Source organism: Brevundimonas faecalis (genome assembly GCF_040549405.1).
In the GTDB taxonomy this organism is placed as follows: Bacteria; Pseudomonadota; Alphaproteobacteria; order Caulobacterales; family Caulobacteraceae; genus Brevundimonas; species Brevundimonas faecalis.
The window spans coordinates 730949-749803 of record NZ_JBEPTF010000001.1 but is presented as its reverse complement, the minus strand read 5'-3'; the positions used below and the strand labels follow the sequence as shown (position 1 = coordinate 749803).

The 18855-nt window shown below is 68.7% G+C and carries 22 protein-coding genes; 16 read left to right on the top strand and 6 right to left on the bottom strand.

Annotation, left to right across the window (positions count from 1 at the left end; all coding sequences use genetic code 11):
• Positions 1 to 10: 10 nt before the first annotated feature.
• From ABIE19_RS03560 to ABIE19_RS03550, 3 genes are all read left to right on the top strand, one after another.
• Positions 11 to 424, top strand: coding sequence for a flagellar export protein FliJ (locus ABIE19_RS03560; RefSeq protein WP_354087744.1), 414 nt, complete (start codon positions 11 to 13; stop codon positions 422 to 424).
• 39 nt (positions 425 to 463) lie between these two features.
• On the top strand, positions 464 to 1522 hold the full coding sequence (locus ABIE19_RS03555; protein ID WP_354087743.1) for an endo-1,4-beta-xylanase: 1059 nt from the start codon (positions 464 to 466) through the stop codon (positions 1520 to 1522).
• Between the two features lie 95 nt (positions 1523 to 1617).
• Positions 1618 to 2295 (top strand): methyltransferase domain-containing protein, encoded by a 678-nt coding sequence (locus ABIE19_RS03550; protein ID WP_354087742.1) that lies wholly within the window; start codon positions 1618 to 1620, stop codon positions 2293 to 2295.
• Positions 2296 to 2419: 124 nt separating this feature from the next.
• On the opposite strand, the gene ctrA is transcribed toward ABIE19_RS03550, so the two are convergent.
• Entirely contained in the window at positions 2420 to 3121 is a 702-nt protein-coding gene (gene ctrA / locus ABIE19_RS03545; protein WP_354087741.1) for a response regulator transcription factor CtrA, read from the bottom strand.
• Positions 3122 to 3483: 362 nt separating this feature from the next.
• Here ctrA and ABIE19_RS03540 point away from each other — a divergent pair, with 362 nt between their 5' ends.
• Both ABIE19_RS03540 and ABIE19_RS03535 read left to right on the top strand, forming a co-directional pair.
• A complete protein-coding gene (locus tag ABIE19_RS03540; RefSeq protein WP_354087740.1) occupies positions 3484 to 3894 on the top strand; it encodes a chromosomal replication initiator DnaA in 411 nt (136 codons plus the stop codon).
• On the top strand, positions 3891 to 4622 hold the full coding sequence (locus ABIE19_RS03535; protein ID WP_354087739.1) for a DUF6456 domain-containing protein: 732 nt from the start codon (positions 3891 to 3893) through the stop codon (positions 4620 to 4622). The genes ABIE19_RS03540 and ABIE19_RS03535 overlap by 4 nt, the downstream gene beginning before the upstream one ends.
• A 34-nt stretch (positions 4623 to 4656) precedes the next feature.
• On the opposite strand, the gene ABIE19_RS03530 is transcribed toward ABIE19_RS03535, so the two are convergent.
• Positions 4657 to 4971 (bottom strand): hypothetical protein, encoded by a 315-nt coding sequence (locus tag ABIE19_RS03530; protein WP_354087738.1) that lies wholly within the window; start codon positions 4969 to 4971, stop codon positions 4657 to 4659.
• 540 nt (positions 4972 to 5511) lie between these two features.
• On the opposite strand from ABIE19_RS03530, the gene ABIE19_RS03525 reads away from it, so the two are divergent.
• Positions 5512 to 5775, top strand: a complete 264-nt coding sequence (locus ABIE19_RS03525; protein ID WP_354087737.1) for a hypothetical protein — start codon at positions 5512 to 5514, stop codon at positions 5773 to 5775.
• A 16-nt stretch (positions 5776 to 5791) separates the two neighbouring features.
• Here ABIE19_RS03525 and ABIE19_RS03520 read toward each other — a convergent pair whose 3' ends face one another.
• A complete protein-coding gene (locus ABIE19_RS03520) occupies positions 5792 to 6631 on the bottom strand; it encodes a hypothetical protein (protein WP_354087736.1) in 840 nt (279 codons plus the stop codon).
• 101 nt (positions 6632 to 6732) lie between these two features.
• On the opposite strand from ABIE19_RS03520, the gene ABIE19_RS03515 reads away from it, so the two are divergent.
• The 3 genes from ABIE19_RS03515 to ABIE19_RS03505 all read left to right on the top strand — a co-directional run bounded on the left by ABIE19_RS03515 (position 6733) and on the right by ABIE19_RS03505 (position 8103).
• On the top strand, positions 6733 to 7062 hold the full coding sequence (locus ABIE19_RS03515; protein ID WP_354087735.1) for a DUF1491 family protein: 330 nt from the start codon (positions 6733 to 6735) through the stop codon (positions 7060 to 7062).
• A 131-nt stretch (positions 7063 to 7193) separates the two neighbouring features.
• Entirely contained in the window at positions 7194 to 7535 is a 342-nt protein-coding gene (locus ABIE19_RS03510) for a hypothetical protein (RefSeq protein WP_354087734.1), read from the top strand.
• A gap of 187 nt (positions 7536 to 7722) precedes the next feature.
• Positions 7723 to 8103: a hypothetical protein gene (locus ABIE19_RS03505; protein ID WP_354087733.1), complete on the top strand. Its 381-nt coding sequence runs from the start codon at positions 7723 to 7725 to the stop codon at positions 8101 to 8103.
• A 34-nt stretch (positions 8104 to 8137) separates the two neighbouring features.
• Here the strand turns inward: ABIE19_RS03505 and ABIE19_RS03500 are convergent, their stop codons facing one another.
• Positions 8138 to 8275: a hypothetical protein gene (locus tag ABIE19_RS03500; protein WP_354087732.1), complete on the bottom strand. Its 138-nt coding sequence runs from the start codon at positions 8273 to 8275 to the stop codon at positions 8138 to 8140.
• A gap of 172 nt (positions 8276 to 8447) precedes the next feature.
• On the opposite strand from ABIE19_RS03500, the gene ABIE19_RS03495 reads away from it, so the two are divergent.
• The 3 genes from ABIE19_RS03495 to ABIE19_RS03485 all read left to right on the top strand — a co-directional run bounded on the left by ABIE19_RS03495 (position 8448) and on the right by ABIE19_RS03485 (position 12212).
• Positions 8448 to 9974 carry a hypothetical protein gene (locus ABIE19_RS03495; protein ID WP_354087731.1) on the top strand — a complete coding sequence of 509 codons (1527 nt, stop codon included), beginning with the start codon at positions 8448 to 8450 and terminating at the stop codon, positions 9972 to 9974.
• Between the two features lie 45 nt (positions 9975 to 10019).
• Positions 10020 to 11666, top strand: coding sequence for a peptide chain release factor 3 (locus ABIE19_RS03490; protein WP_354087730.1), 1647 nt, complete (start codon positions 10020 to 10022; stop codon positions 11664 to 11666).
• A 99-nt stretch (positions 11667 to 11765) separates the two neighbouring features.
• On the top strand, positions 11766 to 12212 hold the full coding sequence (locus ABIE19_RS03485; protein WP_354087729.1) for a hypothetical protein: 447 nt from the start codon (positions 11766 to 11768) through the stop codon (positions 12210 to 12212).
• A 27-nt stretch (positions 12213 to 12239) separates the two neighbouring features.
• Here ABIE19_RS03485 and ABIE19_RS03480 read toward each other — a convergent pair whose 3' ends face one another.
• Complete coding sequence (locus ABIE19_RS03480) at positions 12240 to 13004, bottom strand: SDR family oxidoreductase (RefSeq protein WP_354087728.1); 765 nt, start codon at positions 13002 to 13004, stop codon at positions 12240 to 12242.
• 158 nt (positions 13005 to 13162) lie between these two features.
• Here ABIE19_RS03480 and ABIE19_RS03475 point away from each other — a divergent pair, with 158 nt between their 5' ends.
• The 3 genes from ABIE19_RS03475 (at position 13163) to ABIE19_RS03465 (ending at position 16639) form a co-directional block, all read left to right on the top strand.
• The gene (locus ABIE19_RS03475) at positions 13163 to 14665 is read left to right on the top strand and encodes a hypothetical protein (RefSeq protein ID WP_354087727.1); all 1503 of its coding nucleotides are present in this window, start codon (positions 13163 to 13165) and stop codon (positions 14663 to 14665) included.
• A gap of 262 nt (positions 14666 to 14927) precedes the next feature.
• Positions 14928 to 15428, top strand: a complete 501-nt coding sequence (locus tag ABIE19_RS03470; protein WP_354087726.1) for a hypothetical protein — start codon at positions 14928 to 14930, stop codon at positions 15426 to 15428.
• Positions 15425 to 16639, top strand: coding sequence for a formylglycine-generating enzyme family protein (locus ABIE19_RS03465; protein WP_354087725.1), 1215 nt, complete (start codon positions 15425 to 15427; stop codon positions 16637 to 16639). The genes ABIE19_RS03470 and ABIE19_RS03465 overlap by 4 nt, the downstream gene beginning before the upstream one ends.
• 30 nt (positions 16640 to 16669) lie before the next feature.
• On the opposite strand, the gene yczE is transcribed toward ABIE19_RS03465, so the two are convergent.
• Positions 16670 to 17278: a membrane protein YczE gene (gene yczE, locus ABIE19_RS03460; protein WP_354087723.1), complete on the bottom strand. Its 609-nt coding sequence runs from the start codon at positions 17276 to 17278 to the stop codon at positions 16670 to 16672.
• A 60-nt stretch (positions 17279 to 17338) separates the two neighbouring features.
• Between yczE and yczR the strand changes: the two genes are divergently transcribed.
• Positions 17339 to 18796, top strand: a complete 1458-nt coding sequence (gene yczR / locus ABIE19_RS03455) for a MocR-like transcription factor YczR (RefSeq protein WP_354087722.1) — start codon at positions 17339 to 17341, stop codon at positions 18794 to 18796.
• Positions 18797 to 18855 lie beyond the last annotated feature (59 nt).

The following is an 18855-nucleotide window of genomic DNA, read 5'->3' as shown; positions in this document are numbered from 1 at the left end:
TCGTGACGCCATGACCGCCTGGGCCCAATCCCTGATCCGCATTTCCAACTACGAGGTCGAGACGCTGCAGAAGCGTCTGGCCGAGATCACGGCCCGCAAGGCGGAGGCCGAGATGCGCGTCGCCGTCCTCGACGCCGAGGTCGAGATCGAACGCGCCAATGCGAGCCAGGACCCGACCTCGGGCATGATGCTGCAGGCCTATCTGAACGGCTGGAAGATGAAGCGCGCGGAGGCCGAGAGCGCCGTCGCCGCCGTCGCCGCCGAGGAAGACGGCGCGCGCGACGCCCTGACCGGCGCCTTCGAGGAACTGAAGAAGTTCGAGCACGTGGCCGAGGCCACCCGCCTGAACCGCCTGATGGCCGCCGCCAAGCGCGAGACCGCCGCCTTCGACGAAATGGGCCTGAGGCGCCGTGCCGAGGGCTAGCCGCCGCTCCTCCCTGCCCGCCGGGAGGAAAGAAGTCCGATGATCTCGCGCCGCGCCGCCCTCGCCGCGCCCCTGGCCCTGGCCGCATGCGGTTCGGCCCAGTCGCCGGCCCAGTCGCCGACGCCTGCGGTCGGGCCGTTGAAGGCCGCCGCCCCCTTCCCTGTCGGCCTGTGCGCCATGACGGGGCAGTTCGACGATCCGCAGTGGGTCGCGGCCGCGCGCCGCAACTTCAACCAGATCACTCCCGAGTGGGAGATGAAGATGGAGCGGATCCTGACGCGGACCGGGGGCTACGACTTCTCGGCCTCCGACCGGATCGCCGCCTTCGCCCGCGAGAACGGGATGCGGCTCTACGCCACCACCCTGATCTGGTACGCCCAGGACCATCCCTGGTTTCATGACCTGGACAAGGCCCGGTTCGTCGCCGAGTACGACCGCTGGATCGCCACGGTCGCGGGCCGCTATCGCGGCCAGACGGTCGGCTGGGACGTGGTCAACGAGCCGGTGGCGGAGGACGGCGACGGCCTGCGCGACTGCCTGTGGAGCCGCGCCCTGGGCCAGGACGGCTACATGATCCGCGCCTTCGAACAGGCCAGGGCGGCCGATCCGGAGGCGGTCCTCTTCCTCAACGACTACAATCTGGAGAACAATCCGAGGAAGGGCGCGACCTATCTGCGCACGGTGGAGCGGCTGCTGAAGGCCGGGGCGCCGATCGGCGGCCTGGGCACCCAGTCCCACCTGGACATCGAGATTCCCGCCGGACGCATCACCGACTTCATGCGCGAACTGGCCCAGTTCGGACTGCCGATCCACGTGTCGGAGCTGGACGCCTCCCTGCGCAGCGACCGCCGGCTGGACACGCGGTCGCCGGCGCTCAAGCGGGAGCAGCAGCAGGCGCGGGTGATCGAACTGGCCGAGGCCTTCATGGCCCTGCCCCCGGCCCAGAGGTTCGCCTTCACCGTCTGGGGTCTGCGCGACACCGACAGTTGGCTGCGGCGCGGAAACGAGGACGACGGCAAGGACCAGCCCCTGCTGTTCGACGCCCAGGCCCGGCCCAAGCCCCTGGCGGCGGCCGTAGAGACCGCGTTCAGGGGATGACGCGCGCGCCTCCTCATGGCCAGGCAGGGCGACTCCAGGCGGGGCGACGGCGCAGGTTTACCTGAACGCAACGCCGATGTGATTTCCTCGCTTCCATGAAGCTGATCCACGCCCTTCAGGACAATTCCGACCCCAATTCCCTGGTGTCGCGCTTTCGGCGCGCGCGGGCGAAGCGGATCACGTCCATGATCGAGACCATCCACGCCGAGAAGGGGTCGGTGCGGATCATCGACCTGGGCGGGGAGCCGGAATACTGGAACCTCTTCCCCCGCGAATTCCTGGACGAGAAGAAGGCCCATGTGACCCTGGTCAATCCGGGCGGTTTCGACGGCGTGGACGAGAGCCTGTTCACCGACCTGGACGGCGACGCCTGCGCCCTGCCGCAGTTCCAGGACGGCGCCTTCGACATGGTCCACTCCAACTCGGTCGTCGAGCATGTGGGGGACTGGGTGCGGATGGAGGCCTTCGCCGCCGAGGCGCGGCGCCTGGCCCCGCGCTACTATGTCCAGACGCCCTATTTCTGGTTCCCGATCGAGCCCCACTTCTCGGCGCCCTTCTTCCACTGGCGCAGCGAACAGAGCCGGGCCCGGGCCCTGATGCGCAAGCCGCACGGCTTCTCGCAGAAGGCCGCCGACGTGGGCGCCGCCATGCGCGACGTCCAGCACGCCCGCCTGCTGGACAAGACCCAGTTCCGCTTCCTCTTCCCCGACGCCGCCCACCACGACGAGGTGGTCCTGGGCCTGACCAAGTCGCTGATCGCGGTGCGGGGTTAGGGCGGCGCGACAACCCTTCTCCCCTTGTGGGAGAAGGAAGACATGGCCCGACAAACGAAAACGCCCGCCGGTTTCCCGGCGGGCGCTTCGGTCTCTGGACCTGAGTGGAGGCTCAGACCGTCCGTCAGGCGGCGGCGACGATCGCGCCTTCGGCCGGGTCGCGCAGGACGTAGCCGCGGCCCCAGACGGTTTCGATGTAGTGCTTGCCGCCGGCGGCCGTCGCCAGCTTCTTGCGCAGCTTGCAGATGAAGACGTCGATGATCTTCAGCTCGGGCTCGTCCATGCCGCCGTACAGGTGGTTCAGGAACATCTCCTTGGTCAGGGTCGTGCCCTTGCGCAGGGAGAGCAACTCCAGCATCTGGTATTCCTTGCCCGTCAGGTGGACGCGGTGACCGTTCACCTCGACCGTCTTGGCGTCCAGGTTCACGGCGATCTCGCCGGTGTGGATGACCGCCTGGGCGTGACCCTTGGAGCGACGGACCACGGCGTGGGTGCGCGCGATCAGCTCGTCCTTGTGGAAGGGCTTGGTCAGATAGTCGTCGGCGCCGCCGCCGAAGGTCTTGACCTTGGTTTCGATCTCGTGGCTGCCCGAGAGGATCATGACCGGGGTGTTGATCTTGCCGACGCGCAGCTGACGCAGGACCTCGAGGCCGCTCATGTCAGGCAGGTTCAGGTCAAGCAGGATCAGGTCGTAGTCATAGATCTTGCCCAGATCGATGCCTTCTTCACCCAGATCGGTGGTGTAGACGTTAAAGCCTTCCGACTTCAGCATCAGTTCGATGCTCTGGGCCGTGGCGTGATCGTCTTCAATCAGCAGGACGCGCATTCATGCCCCTCCAGGCAAAGCTGTCTATGGCCGCCCACAGAGGACGACCGGGTAACCTTGTTCCAATGTTAACGGGCCAAAACCTTAAGAAGGGTTAACGGGTCCCGATATGGAACGCATAGGCTGATTTGCGAATCGGCGTCGAGAGTCCGGAGTCAATGATTCCTTAATTTTTTCACGACGCCGGCCGGGCCCTGCCCGATCGTCCCCGCTCGCGCGCCGAACCATCCACAGGCGATCCCGCGCCGCGCAAGGCGAGGCGACCGATACTGACGCATGTTAGGAGTATTTTCCTAGATCATCTCATGACCCGTCGCATCATGGGATCACGACAACAAGCGTTCAGGAGCAACTGACCCATCATGACGAACGGTTATGGTTACGGCCGCGAGAGCGAACCCTATCGGGTGCCGGTGGCCGACGCGGACCGCATTCGCGCCGAGGCGGCGCTTCACCTGGCGGCCCTGGCCTTCGGCGTGCCGGCGGACGAGATGCTGGGGCTGCGCGGCCAGGTGCGGCTGCGCGCCTCCCGCGCGCGCTGGTCGGCCATGTATCTGGCGCACATCGCCTTCGGCTGGCAGTTGGAGCGGGTGGCCCACGCCTTCGGCCTGAACCGGGCCACGGCGGCGACCGGTTGCCGCTGGGTCGAGGACGAGCGCGAGAAGCGCGACTTCGACAAGGTGATCGAGGGGCTGGACGCCTGCCTCCGCTCGGTGATGGAGCTGCCGGCGCCCAGCATGTCGCTGCCGCCGCGCAGCGGAGACCGCAAATGAGCCGGCCGCACGAACGCCTGCTGGAGCGGGCGCGGTCGCTGCTGGCCCGGCCCGACGCTTGGATGGACGCGGCCGGAGACGGCTACGCCCTGCGGCTGGGCGGCGATCGGCGAGGCCGGGTGCTGCTGACCCTGGACGAGGCCGTCTTCCGCGCCCTGGTCGAGCGACCGGGGCTGAGGCCGCGCGACGGCGGCGGCTGGCGCGCGCGACGGGCGACGGAGACGCGGCGGCCGGGCGCTCCGCCGCCGGGCCGTCCGGGCTTCATCGACGGGGAACGCCCGGTCATGGAGATCGACGGCCGCGTCGTCCTGCGCCGCGCCAACCTGGGGGAGAGCCCGGTGGCCTGGCTGGCCCGGCGCAAGGACTCCTCGGGCCGTCCCTGGCTGACCCCGATCGAGGTGGCGGCGGGCGAGCGGCTGCGGACCGAGGCGGAGATCGCCCTGTCGGGACCCTCCCTGACCATGAGGTGGGACGCCCTGCCCCGCGGCGGCGCGGGCGGAGGTCCGGGCCGGAGCGAGCCGACCGACCGCGCCCTGACCGCCGGCGCCCGGGTGGAGGCGGCCCTGGACGCCTGCGGCCCGCGCCTGCGGGCCATGGTCGAGACGGTCTGCGTGCGCGGGACCTCGCTGCAGTTGGCGGAACGGGAGCTTTCGCTGCGCCGTCGACAGGGCAAGACCGTGCTGAAGCACGGACTGCAGGCCCTGGCGGAGCATTACGGCCTGGGGTGAGACCTCGGCGCCTGATCCTGAAGCGATTTCGCTTCTAGGCCGCGCCCCCGACATGACGCCCGGCGGCGGCGGCCGTGCGCGGCGCCGGGGCGGCCGGAAGGGCCAGGGACTGCCGCAACAGCAGGCGGTGGACCTCCTGCAGGGCCTTGACGTCCAGACCGTCGGAACGACCGTCGATCTGGTCGATCAGGACTTCCAGCATCAAGCCCGCCTGGGCCAGATCCTGGGGTTGATGGGAGAGTATCTGCAGCTCGGCCTCGGCGAAGCGGTCCCAGGTGGCCGCATCCTCCTTGGCGGCCGTCGAGAGGCGCCGCCAGTTTTCTACCGCTGCATTGAAACCTGGCCTCATAGCCCGTCTCCGCAACCCTGCATCGTGGGTATACAACCTGTACCCGAAAGGTAAAATTTCTACTTAAGTACTTTCACGGGGTCCGAATTATATTCGGCTTCGAAAACCTTAATTTCAAAGACGAATTCCCGAACGAAAAAACCCGCCCCGGACGCGCCGGGGCGGGTGAAGTCGAGGGATCACACGATCCGTCGGCGCGCCCTGCAGGAAGGGGGCGCATCGAGCCGGTTGCAAGCAGGGCCTTTCCGGGAACCCCGTTCGCGAAGCCTATATGACGATCTGTGAACAGAACTGTCAATACGTAAAGAGTCCGGATGTCCTATGCGCACGGCTCCGATGCCGTAGGCCAGGGAATGTAAAATTCGCCTGCCCGTCTCATATGTTTCACCGACGTTTCGCAGCCGCTCTAATGCTCAAGCTCTACAGCTTGCCTATCCTTGACACTTGGAAAATAGAGGCGGCGCCCATGGGCCATGACGGCTTGAGGGCCATCGGCCGCAATCCGCGTCGGCACGATTCTGGGGGAAGACGATGAAGTTCATGGCGACGGCCGCAATCGCGGCGATCCTGGCGGGATGCGCCACCACGCCGAGGCCCCTCCCCGAGGCGGCGGTCGTCGAATGCGAGGCCTCGGCCGAAACCGGCGAGGTCCGCAACTGCACGCTCATATCGCAAACGAACGAAGGCTCCGCCTTCGGACCGGCGGCTGTGCAGACCGTCGGCAGGGGCCGCCTCAAGACCCGTGGCGGCGAGCCGGGCTGGCGCAAGTTCCGCGTGACGGTGCGCGAGACCGAAACCCGATAGGCGCCGCGATCAGGCCCTAGGCCGCGCCCATGGCCAGGAAGGCGCGGGCGGCGGCGAAGTCGCCGGCCTCGAAGCGGGCCGAGGCGACGCTGTCGTCGCGGAACAGGAATTCGATGACGAAGGTTTCGCGCGGATCGAGACGGGACAGGGCCTCGGCCGCCTGGGCCGGGAAGGTCCAGGCCTCGCCCTGACGGGCGCCTTCGGTCAGAAGCTCGGTCGGGGCCGCGCGGGACGCCGAGGCGAAGACCGCCCGGCGCGCCGGTTCGGGCGGCAGGCCGTTCCCGGCCAGCCAGACGCGCGGCGACTGGTCCGTGTCGCGCAGGACCAGACGGGCGGCGTAGGGCCGGGGCCGCCCGACGAAGGAGACCACGGCCGTCGGCGTCGTCGCCTCGGGCCCGCGACCGACCAGGCCGAAGCGGACGGGCGAGCCGCCGGTCGCCCCGTCCTGGACCAGGCGCCAGCCGGGCAGTCGGCTTTCGTAGCGGTCGCCCTTCCAGGCGGAACGGTCGCCGGGGAAGGTCATGCGGGCGGCGCGGGACCAACCGGCGAATCCGGCCTGGACCCTGGCCTTGACGCGGCCCAGGTCGCGGTCGTCGCAGGCGACGCCGGCGGCGCGGGTCCGCGCCCGCTGGGCGGCCGCCGCGAGGTCCGTCGCCGGCGATCCGGCGCGCAGGGCGGCGCCCCGGGCCTGAAGGGCGGCGGCGTCCAGGGCGGCGATCAGCCGGGGCTCGAACAGGCCGCATTTCTCATGCGCCGCCAGGACGAAGACACGGTCGTAGAAGGCGTCGGTCACGGCCGCGCGCGCCGCGCCGACCGGCGTCGCCAGGACGGCGAGGCTCGTGGCCAGGGCGGTCAAGGTCAGCCTTCTGCTGACGGATCGGGGGGAAGCGCCTATCCTCATGATCCCTTCCATAGGGCCGCAAGGTTCCGGTCCGGTGTCCAATCAGGGTTAGCGAATTGCTTCTGTCCACAGACGTCTGGGTCGGCGCCCTGATCCGCCGCGCCGAAACCGGAGGCGCCTACGCCACGGTGGTCCGTAAGGGCGACGCGCGCGGCGGGGCCGTGATCGTCAAGGCCTATGACACCGCAACCCGCACCGCCCGCCTGTTCACCGAGGCGACCGGCATGGACGGCGAACCGGTCTGGATCCAGCCCGTCGCCAGCGACAGCGAGAGCGAGCTGGACGCCTATGTCGAACGCCAGCGCCGCTACGACCCCGACCTGTGGGTGGTCGAGATCGAGGACCGCGAGGGGCGCCACTTCCTGACGGAGAAGGTCGAGGGATAGACCAAGGGGGCGCCGCGCCCTCGCCTTCCCCTCCGACTTCGAACGCGCCGGATATTGTCGCGCCGGGTCAATCCAGCTTGACCGTTCCCTCCTTCCCGAAGAAACACTGATTACCGACACAGGAGGGCGTCATGAGAGGATTCGGAAGCGCGATCTGCGTGGCGCTGCCCATCATGATGTGCCTGGGATGCAGCTACATAGGGCCATCCAGCGTCAAGATCACAAATACATCCGATCACGACATGGAGGATGTAAGGGTCGTCTTCTCGGACACCGTCACATCAGCCGACAGGATAGCGGAAGGAACTTCCAGAAAATTCAACGCTACTCCAAGGATGGATGGAGAATTATCCATTTCATATAGTTTAAATGGCGAGATTACAGAGAAGAAATATTACTACCTAACTCCAGGATTGAATATCTTTTGCGAATTCCAGGTTCACAATGACGATATTGTTGGAGATTGCGATTAAGTCCGGTCTCGCCGTCGCGAACCGCTGAACCAACCGGCCAGCGAGACCCTGAACCCGCCAGTAGGAAGGATAAAGCGGCCGATCATCCCTAACCGCCTGTTCACCGCGTTCGTGAACGGGACTGCAAGCGGATGGGGCCTATCGCTCTTCGTACGGGCCAGAAGGGTCCGGTGTAGCGGTGTGCGCCATGCTGTTTCTGCTGAACGACGTCGTCTTCGACCTGGACGCGGCCTGCCCGGCCCCGAGCCATGACGTGCGCCGGTTCGGCAAGCTGGACTTCGACTATGTGCTGGAGATGGGCTGCGAACTGTTCGCCGAGGACCCGATGCTGCATCGGAACGATCCGGCGCGGGCGCGACGCCTGGCCTGGCTGATCGCGCACAAGTCCGAGGGGGTGAACGCCGCCCTGTTCGCCGCCCCCCACGCCGACTGCGCGCCCGAACTGGTCGAGCCGCGCTTCTGCGCCCTGCCCGAGATGATGATGCGCCAGCTTCATGCGCGCGCCGCCCACGGCCGCCTGACGCCCGTCGCGGCGGACAGGGCCGTCTGGGGCCGGATGGCCGCGTGACGAAGGTCCCCGCCGCTCGAAACCGCTCGCCGGTCTAGATGACCGAGAAGAGCAGGTGGACCGCCGCGGCCGCCAGGACGATCAGGCCGAAGCCCACCAGAAGCCCCACCACGGGGTGAAGTTCGCCGTTGCTGCGCGCGGGCGGGACCTTGCCCGGAATCACCAGAGCCATGTCGTTTCCTTTCCCTTTGCGGCGTCGGACTCATGGCCCGGCGTCTCACAGAAACGAGCATGCCTCCAAAAACCTTGACCTGCGAAGGGTCTTTCACGCGATCGTGAAAGTCGACGCGGCAGGTCGACGCCGCTATGTTTCAGAAATCAATGTTTCGGGGGAAGCAAACAGAATGACGCGTCTTCGATTGGCCGCACTGGCTCTGAGCGCCTTGACCATGCTGGCCGCCACGCCGGCTCTGGCCGAATGGCGGCGCGCCGAAAGTCCGCGCTTCATCGTCTACAGCGACGGCGACGAGCGCTCCCTGCGTGACAGCGTTCTACAACTGGAGCTGTACGAGAACGCTCTGCGCAGCCTGCACGGGATGAATCCCAATGCAGCCTCACGTCAGAAGATCGCCATCTATCTGGTGCGCGGTCACGCCGATCTAAAGACGGTCGCTCCCAATCTGCGCGACGAGGTGGCGGGCTTCTATCAGGCCACGGACGACGAAATCTTCGCCATGGCGATTCGTGAGCGGCGGAACATGGAGACCCTGCTGCATGAATACGCCCACCACTTCATGATCGGCTCCTTCGCGACCGGCTTTCCAGCCTGGTTCGTGGAGGGTTACGCCGAATACTTCTCCGGCGCCGAACTACAGCCGTCGCGCATGGTCGTCGGCGACGTCAATCGAGGACGAGCGGACTGGCTGAACTATAATCAATGGCTTCCGCTGAATCTGATCCTGACGCGTCGGCCGTTCGAGTTCCAGGACCCCAAGGCGGTGTCCATGTACTACGCCCAGTCATGGTTGCTGACGCACTGGTTTGTAGCGAGTCCAGAACGGATGCCGATGCTTTACGCCTATATCGGCAACCTGAGGCGCGGCATGGAAGCCATCCCGGCCATGGAAGCCGCGACCGGCATGACCCTGGCGCAACTGGAGCGACAGCAGCAGGCCTATATCCGTCAGCGACTGGCGATCAAGATCATCACCAGTGACCAGTTCACCCGGCCTGAGATCTCGGTCAGCGTTCTCCCTCGCTCTGAAGGCGATCTGCTGCTGGCCAATCTGCGCCTGTCCTCTGCCTCAAGTGAAGACGCGGCCCTGCTGGCGGACATAAGACAAAAGGCGGCCGCCTATTCGGGCGAGCGCGCGGGCGACCTGTTGCTGGCGCGCGCCGAACTGAAGCTGGGCGACAAGGCCCAGGCGCGCTTGATCCTGGAACGCATGCAGGCGGCGACGCCGGACGACGTCGATGTGCTGCGTCTGCTCGGTGAAACCTTGACGAGCCTAGCCCAGCAGCCAGACGGAGACATGGAGCTGCTGCGGCAGGGACGCTCGCATCTGGCCAAGGCCTATCAGTTGAATCCCGACGACTACCGCACCCTGACCTTGCTGGCCGAGACGCGGCGGGGCGCCGAGAACTTCCCGTCGGATAACGACGTGGAGACCCTGTTGGCGGCGCTGGAATTGGCGCCCCAGGCCGCCGGCGTGCGCCTGTTCACGGCCCAGGCCCGCGCGCAGCGTCAGGAGCATGTCGAGGCCATAACCCTGTTGCAGCCCTTGGCGGCCAGTCCCCACCCCGACCGCGCCGCCCTCATGGCGCGCGCGCTGATCGAACGCTACCACGCCGAGCTGTCTGCGTCGGAAAGCCCGAACAAGGTCGAAAAATCTGAGAAGGAAGCCCAGGCTCCCTCCGACGCCATGGAGTGACTTTCCGCGCCGCACGCGCTAGGTGCGCGGCCCGAAGGATACCTCATGTCGAAACTGACCCTGCCCGAGGAGGCTGCGCGCCGGCGCACCTTCGCCATCATCGCCCACCCCGATGCGGGCAAGACCACCCTGACCGAGCACATCCTGCTGGCGGGCGGCGCCGTGCGCGCGGCTGGCGCGGTCAAGGCGCGGGGCGACAACCGCCGGGCCCGTTCGGACTGGATGAAGATCGAGAAGGAGCGGGGCATCTCGGTCACCGCCTCGGTCATGACGTTCGAGCACGACGGCAAGATGTTCAACCTGCTGGACACGCCCGGGCACGAGGACTTTTCCGAAGACACCTATCGCACCCTGACGGCCGCCGACTGCGCCATCATGGTGCTGGACGCCGCCAAGGGCATCGAGCCGCAGACGCTGAAGCTGTTCGAGGTCTGCCGCCTGCGCGACATCCCGATCATCACCTTCATCAACAAACTGGACCGCGAAGCCCAGGACCCCATGGTCCTGCTGGACGAGATCGCCAGCCGCCTGCAACTGGACCCCGCCCCCATCTGGTGGCCGGCCGAGAGCGGCAACCGCCTGCGCGGCATGGTCCAGGTCGGCGGCGACGGCCGCTTCCAGCCCTATACGAAGAAGCCTGCCGGCTCGACGGAGGACGTCCCTCATCCCGCCGCCCTGCCCCTGGGCGAGGCCGCGCAGTATTTCGAGGGCTCGGAACAGGCCGACCTGACCGACGCGCTCGAGCTGGTCGAGGCGGGCTACAAGCCCTTCGACCGCCAGGCCTTCCTGGAAGGCCACATGACGCCCGTGCTGTGGGGCTCGGCCCTGCGCCACTTCGGCATTGAGGAACTGCTGAAGGCCATCGGCGAATGGGCCCCTGCGCCCAAGGTCATGCCGGCCCGCAAGGAGGCCCCGCCCGAGACCCGCAACGCCCCGACGCCCGAGGAGATCGCCGTCGAGCCGGGCCGCGACGAGGTCACGGGCTTCGTCTTCAAGGTCCAGGCCAACATGGACCCCAACCACCGCGACCGCATCGCCATGTTCCGCATGGCCTCGGGCAGCTTCAAGCGCGGCATGAAGCTGAAGGTCCAGAACACCGGCAAGTCCCTGTCGGTCAACGCGCCCATCATGTTCTTCGCCTCGGACCGCGAACTGGCCGAGGACGCCTTCGCCGGGGACGTGATCGGGATTCCGAACCACGGCGTGCTGCGCGTCGGCGACAGCCTGTCGGAAAGCGGCATGGTCCGCTTCCAGGGCCTGCCCAACTTCGCCCCGGAAATCCTGCAGCGCGTGCGGGTCAAGGATCCGCTGAAGGCCAAGCACCTGAAGAAGGCGCTGGAGGGTCTGGCCGAAGAGGGCGTGACCCAGTTGTTCCGCCCCGAACTGGGCAGCGACTTCATCGTCGGCGCCGTGGGCCAGCTGCAGTTCGAGGTCATGGCCGACCGCCTGGGCGAGGAGTACGGCCTCGACGTCGTCTTTGAGCCCAGCCCCTACGCCGAGGCTCGGTGGGTGGCGCCCGCGGCGGACGCGGGCAAGGCCGAGCTGGAGGACTTCGCCGGCAAGTACCGGCCGCAGATGGCCGTGGACATCGACCAGAACCCCGTCTTCCTGGCCAAGTCGTCCTGGGAGACCGGCTATGTCTCCGAGCGCTTCCCCAAGGTGGTCTTCACCAAGACGCGCGAGCGGGGCTGACGCCCCCTTCCCGCCCGCCCTTCCTGCGACCCAGGCGCGCGGGAAGGCAACGCTGTCGGGACTTCATGCGCTTCTCCTTTATCGACGAAGGAGAAAGCCATGTCCGACGAAGAGAACCGCGCCCTTGACCGGCATGAAGCCGAACTGGTCGGGCGCAGCCGCGAGCCGGCGACCCAGACGGACCGACAGCTGGCCGAGCTGATCCGCCTGCTGCGGGGGCGTCGCGACCGTATCCAGCGGATGATCCGCACCCGGGTCCGCAAGGCCGGAGGCGCTCCCGATCCTGACACGGGTGCGCGCGAGAAGAAGGCCGTGCTGACCGAGGCGGTCCAGCGGGTCGCGGCCGAGATCAGGCGACGCCAGGCCACGAGCCGCCTGAGCGAGGCCGTGCGGCGCCGGGCCGAACGACCGGCCTGGACCGGGCCTGAGGACTTCACCCCGCACAAGCCCCCGGCCGAGACCCCCAACGCCAAGATCGCCCCCTCGGGCGCCCTGCACGCCGAGGGCATGCGGCCCGCCATCGGCCGCGCGACAGGCGACCGCTGACGCCCGGCCCATCCGATACGCGCCCCCTCAGGTCTTGCTGACGCTGACCCCGCCGTCGACCAGCATGGCGGTCCCGGTCATGAAGCTGGAGGCGTCGGAGGCCAGGAAAAGGGCCGCGCGGGCGATCTCCTCCGGGGCGGCCAGACGCTTGAGGGCGTGCATGTTCTCGACGAAGGCCAGGATTTCCGGCGTCGTCGCGAAGGCGCGGCCGGCGTCGGTGTCCGTGCCGCCCGGCAGCAGGCAGTTGGAGCGCACGCCCTGGGCGCCGTACTCGGCCGCGATGACGCGCGACAGGCCGACCAGGCCCGCCTTGGCCGCCGCATAGGCGCCCATGCCCGGCATGCCGATCGCATGACCGACGAAGGTGGAGGTGAAGATCAGCGATCCCCCTCCCCGCGCCAGCAGGGCCGGGATCTGGTATCGGGCGCCCAGGAAGGCGGCCGTCAGGTTGAGGTCCAGGGTCGCGCGCCAGTCGTCCGTCGCGATCTGGGCCACGGGCGCGCTGACGCCGATGTCGCCGGCGTTGTTCAGGGCTGCGTCCAGGCCGCCGAACCGGTCGACAGCCGTGGCGACCAGGCGTTCGGCCAGGGCCTCGTCCCGGATGTCGCCGGCCACGGCGACGGCGCGGCCGCCCGCCGCCTCGATCTGCGCGACCAGGGCGTCCAGCCGGTCGGCGCGCCGGGCCGTGACCACCACCGCCGCCCCTTCGGCCGCGAACAGCCGGGCGGCCGCCTCGCCTATGCCGGAGCTGGCGCCGGTGATCAGGGCGACCTTGTTTTCAAGAACGGGCATGGGAACCTCTTCAACGGAATGGAGGCCGCCGCATCCCACGGCCGGCCGCCCCCGTCTGGCGGTCTTCGGACCTGGCGTTCGAGCGCCGCCTGCGGTCAAACGTCGTTTTGCGGGCGTCATGCTGCGTCGCTAGACTGGCCCGAAATCAGGAGGCGGGGATGGCGACGAAGACGACGACGCGGGCGCGCGGCATGCGCGGGCTGGCCGTGGGGGTCGCGCTGCTGCTGGCCTCGGGCGGGGCGGCCCAGGCCGAATGGCGGCGGGCGGAGACAGCCAACTTCCTGGTCTACGGCCAGGGATCGGAACGCGATCTGAGGCCGCACGCCGAGCGGCTGGAGCGGTTCGACGCCCTTCTGCGCCGGCAACTGGGCGTGTCCCCGGTGGAAGGCGCGCGCAAGCTACCCGTCTATCTGGTCTTCACCGGCAAGGAGTTGCGGCAGGTCCATCCGGGGATGGACGAGCGGACGGCGGGTTTCTATTCCGCGAGCGAAGTCGACGTCTATTCCGTGCTGAATCGGCGCAGCGGGAACCACGTCCTATTCCACGAATACGCCCACCACTTCATGTTCCAGAACTTCCCCGGCCGCTATCCGGCATGGTTCGTGGAGGGCTTCGCCGAATTCTTCATGACCGCCTCGGTCGATGATCCGGCCAGGATCACCCTGGGCTATTTCCATCCCGGACGCCTGCACGCCCTGAACGAGGGCGCCTGGCTGCCCATGGAGCGCCTGCTGACTGCGCGGCCGAGAGAGACGGAAGGGCGGCCGGAGCGCGCCGCCTTCTACGCCCAGTCCTGGCTGCTGACCCACTACATGCTGTCGGACGCCGAGCGGCGGCGAGGACTGGACGCCTACCTCCTCGCCGTGGCCGGCGGAACGCCGCCGCTGGAGGCCCTGCAGATCCATATGGGCCATACGCCGGAGAGCCTGGAGCAGGCGTTGCGGGCCTATCTGCGCGGTCGGATGACCTATGCCCAGTTCAGCATGGCCGACGTTCCCGAACCGGCCATGACGGTGCAGGTCCTGCCGGAAAGCGCCGACCGGATGCTGCTGGACAGCCTGAACATCCGCTATCCCAAGCCCGAGGCGGACGGAGCCGCCCTGTTGGCCAAGGTGCGGGAAGACGCCGCCCGCTATCCCGGCGACCGGCTGGCCCTGACCGCTCTGGGCCAGGCGGAGATGAACTGGGGCGACGCCGTCGCCGCCGAAGCCGCGCTGGAACAGGTCCTGGCCGCCGCGCCGTCGGACGCGGAGGCCCTGCAGCTCATGGCGCGCCTGCGGATCAGGGCCGGGGACGCTCAGGGCGTCGATGCGGCCGACCGAAGCGCGCGATATCGGGAGGCCCAGGCCTATCTGGCCCGCGCCCTGGAGGCGGCCCCGACCGACTATCGCATCTACGCCGCCCTGGCGCGCCTGCGCCGGGAGGCGTCCGGCTATCCCAACGAGAACGACCTGCAGACCTGGCGTCTGGCCGTCGCCTATGCGCCCCAGGTGATGGGTCTGCGCATTCAGGCGGCCGAGGCCATGGCGCGCGGCGGCCGGATCGAGGAGGCGATCCTGCTGCTGTCGCCGGCGGCCGACAATCCTCACGGCGGAGAGGACGCCGCCAACGCCCGCGAACGCCTGGACGCGTTGAAACGTCAGACGGCGCCGGCGAACTGACGCCACGTCCCAGGCCTTCGGAAACGCCCGTTCAGAAATCGATGGACGGCCGAAGGCGAACATCGATAGACAAGGGATGGGCGGGGTGTTTCAGGCGTGGGGAACGGCCATGAGAGCAATGGCTGTATTCGGGGCCGCGACGATTCTGCTTGGGCTGACGGCCGCAGAACAGGCGCAGGCCCAGACGAGGCGGACTCCGGCGAGTCAGGCTCAGACGACAAAGAGTCGGGCGGCGCCGACTGAGGTCGAGCGACAGGTGCTGATGCGCCGCCAAGTGGATCAGTATCGCACCCGGACGGCGGCGGAGGCCGCCCGCCGCGCCGCGAACGCCGAAACCGCGGCCCTGAACAGTCTGGTGCAGCGCCGCGACGACGCGACGAACGAGGTCGAGCGCCTGGGCCGCGAAGCGACGGCCCACGGCAATGCGCTCCAGGCCGGATTGAGCGACGACTGGGCGCGCCTTGAGCTTCTCAACGCGGATCATCGCCGCAAGGTCGTCGAACGCGACGAACTGACGATGCAGATCCCCCAGAGGAGCGAAGCCGCCGCCTACGCCGAGCAGCAGGCCCAGGCGGCGGAGCAGGCGGCGCAGGACAGCCTGGCCCGGCCGAGGACGCCGCAGGACGAAGCCGCCCGCCGCGCAACCGAGCAACGCCTGATCCAGGAAGCCGAGGATCGCCGCCTGGCCGCGCAACGACAACGAGACGCCGAGGTCGCGCCGCCCGCCGCGACTTCAGACACCCCGCCGAGGAACCGCCCATGACGATGAAGCGACTGATCGCCGCCGGCCTGCTCCTGCTGGCCCCCGCCCTGCCCGCCCATGCCCAGACGATGATCGAGCCCGGGCAGACGATCGAGGGGCAGGTGACCGAGGCCAGTCCTGAATACAAAGGGCGGCGCTATGCCTGTCATGAGCTTGAAACCACCCCCGGCAGCCGATGGGTGATTGACTTGAGCGCCGCCTACTACGACCCGATCATCTTCCTGGGCCGGGGCAGCGACTGCGCCCACGCAACCTGGGATTTCTACGGCGACGGCTTTGACGGGCCGATCATAAAGACAAACCCCAAGATCCGCTTCATCGCCGGCGGCGGGCGTTACCTGATCATGGCGTACAGCAACGTCGGCGCCTACAAGCTGAGCGTTCGGCAGGACACCGGGACACCCCCGCGCGATGTGATGCCGCCCGGGCTTGTCATCTCACCGCTTCGGGTCGGAACGGCGTCGACCGTCGAAGGACCGACGCCGCAGGAAACGCATGGTCAGGCCCTGCGCGACTGCGCCGACTGCCCTGAGATGACGGTCGTCCGCGCCGGCAGCTTCATGATGGGATCGCCGGCGTCCGAGGAAGGCCGCCAGGCCTCCGAAGGCCCCCGGCACCTGGTCACGATCGGCCGGGCCTTCGCCATCGGCAAGTACGAAGTCACCTTCGACCAGTACGACGCCTGCGTCGCCGACAGGCACTGCGCCCCAGTCCCCGACCAGGAGTGGGGCCGAGGCCGGCGGCCCGTGATCAACGTCTCCTATCGTGACGCGTCCCTCTATGTCGCCTGGCTGTCGGAGAAGACCGGCCAGGCCTATTTCCTGCCGTCCGAGTCCGAGTGGGAATATGCGGCCCGCGCCGGGACCGACACGCCGTGGAACACGGGAACCGCCCTGCTGGCCGACGAGGCCAACATCATGGATCAGTTCGCCAAGACCGCGAACGTCGGCGGTTACCCGCCCAACGCCTGGGGCCTGTACGACACCCACGGCAATGTCGGCGAATGGGTGCAGGACTGCATGGACACCGGCTATCTGGGCGCATCCGACGACGGTCGCGTGGCTGTGAACGGCGACTGCGCGGCCCAGAGGCTCACACGGGACAACGCCTGGAACGCCGACCCCTACAAGGTGCGCAGCGCCAGCCGGAATCCTGTTCCGGCCCATCTGCGCTATCGCGGGATCGGCTTCCGCGTGGCCCGCGCCCTGTAGGGCGCCGCCCCGGGTTTCAGGTCGTGGGTTTCAGGTCGTGGTTGCGGGGGCGGGTTCGCGCTTCGGCTCGACCTGGAAATAGGGCAGGAAGATCTGGATCAGAGGGCCGATGGCCACGGCGTAGAGGACGGTGCCGACCCCGACCGAGCCGCCCAGGAGCCAGCCCAGGCCCAGGACCGTCGCCTCTATCCCCGTGCGGGTCCAGCGCAGGGGCCAGCCCGTGCGGCGCACCAGGCCGGTCATCAGGCCGTCGCGCGGCCCCGGCCCCATGCCCGCCCCGATATAGGCGGCGGTGGCCACGGCGTTCAGCATGATGGTCGCCCCCAGGGCCAGGACGCGGACGCCCAGGTGATCCAGGTGCGGCATGACCTTCAGCGCCGCGTCCGTCACCAGGCCGATGACCACGATGTTGCACAGGGTGCCGATCCCCGGCTTCTGCCGCAGGGGGATCCAGAACAGCATGACCGCCGCCCCGACGATGATCAGCACCGTCCCCAGGCTGAGGCCCGTCCGTTCGGACAGGCCCTGGTGGAAGACGTCCCAGGGGTCGAGGCCGAGGTCGGCCCGGACCATGAGGGCCAGGGACACGCCGTAGAGGCAGAGACCGAACTGGAGCTGGAGGAAGCGACGTATGAACATGAGGCCATCAGACGCTCGATTGGCCTTGTTTTATAGGGCCGGTTTTACGAGGATGGCCTTATGCGCGACGCCCTGGTCAATCCTGTCTCCCTGTCGCGCCAGCTCGAGGGCTGGCGCGGGCCCGACGGCGAGGCCGCCTATCGCCGCCTGTCGGAGGCGCTGAAGCTGATGATCCTGGACGGGCGGCTGTCGCTGAACGCGCGCCTGCCCGGGGAGCGGAGGCTGGCCGAGACCCTGGGGGTCAGCCGGATCACCGTCAGCGCCGCCCTGGACCGACTGAGGGGCGAGGGCTTCGTCGTCAGCCGCATCGGGTCGGGCAGCTTCACCGCCCTGCCCGCCAGTCCGGCGTCGCGGCCGATCCGGCCGCTGGACGGGCCGATGCAGATGGCCGATCCGCCGGGCGTCATCGACATGGCCACCGCCTCCATGCCCGCCGACGAACAGGTCCACGCCGCCTACGCCCGGGCGCTGGAGGCCCTGCCCGCCCACCTGCCCGGCCACGGCTATGAGCCGGTGGGGGTCGAGGCCCTGCGCCGGGTGGTCGCCGACCGCTACGCCGCCGAGGGCATGGCGACCGGGCCGGACCGGATCGTGATCACGGCCGGGGCGCAGAACGCCCTGGCCCTGCTGCTGCGGGCCGCGACCCGGCCGGGCGACGTGGTGGTGACGGAGCACCCCAGCTATCCCCACGCCCTGGACGCCATGACGCGGGCGGCCCTGCGGGTCGTCCCCGTGGCCATGACCCCCAGCGGCTGGGACCGCGAGGGCATGATCGCGACGATCGCGCGGGTGCGGCCGCGCCTGGTCTATCTGATCGGGGCGCATCACAATCCGACCGGCCATGTCCTGTCGGCCGAGGACGAGGCGGCCTTCGCCCATGCGGCCGAACGGGCCGGCTCCCTGCTGGTGCTGGACGACACCCTGAGGGAGCTGTGGTTCGACCGGCCGCCCCCGCCGCCCGTCGACCACGGTCCCCACGTCATGCGCCTGGGCTCGACCAGCAAGCCCTACTGGGGCGGGCTGAGGGTCGGATGGCTGCACGCCGACGCGGCGGCGGCCGAGGCGGTGGTGCGGCGGCGCCCCTCGCTGGACCTGGGCGCCCCGGTGATGGAGCAGTTGGCGGCCGCCGTCCTGATGGCCGGCGATCCCGCGCCCCTGGTCGCGCGCCGGGCGGCGCTGGCGCGACAGGAGGCCCATCTGCGCGCCCGCCTGGCCCAGGTCCTGCCCGACTGGCGCACGCGCCGCCCCCAGGGGGGACTGTCCCTGTGGGTCGAACTGCCCCGGCCGGAGGGAACCCGCCTGGCCCTGGCCGCCCCGGATCACGGGGTGCGGGTCGCCCCCGGCGCGAGGTTCGGCGTGGGCGGGGCCTTCGAACGCTGCCTCCGCCTGCCCTACAGCCGCACGGAGGCCGACCTGACCCAGGCCGTCGACCGCCTGGCCGCCGCCTGGCGCAGCCTGGACCGCCCCGCCCGGCCAGGCCGCCGACGCGAGGAGGCCGTGGGCGGCACGGTGATTTGAGGCGAAACGCGATCTGACTCCTCCCCCGTTCACGAGGGAGGGGGACCACCGAAGGTGGT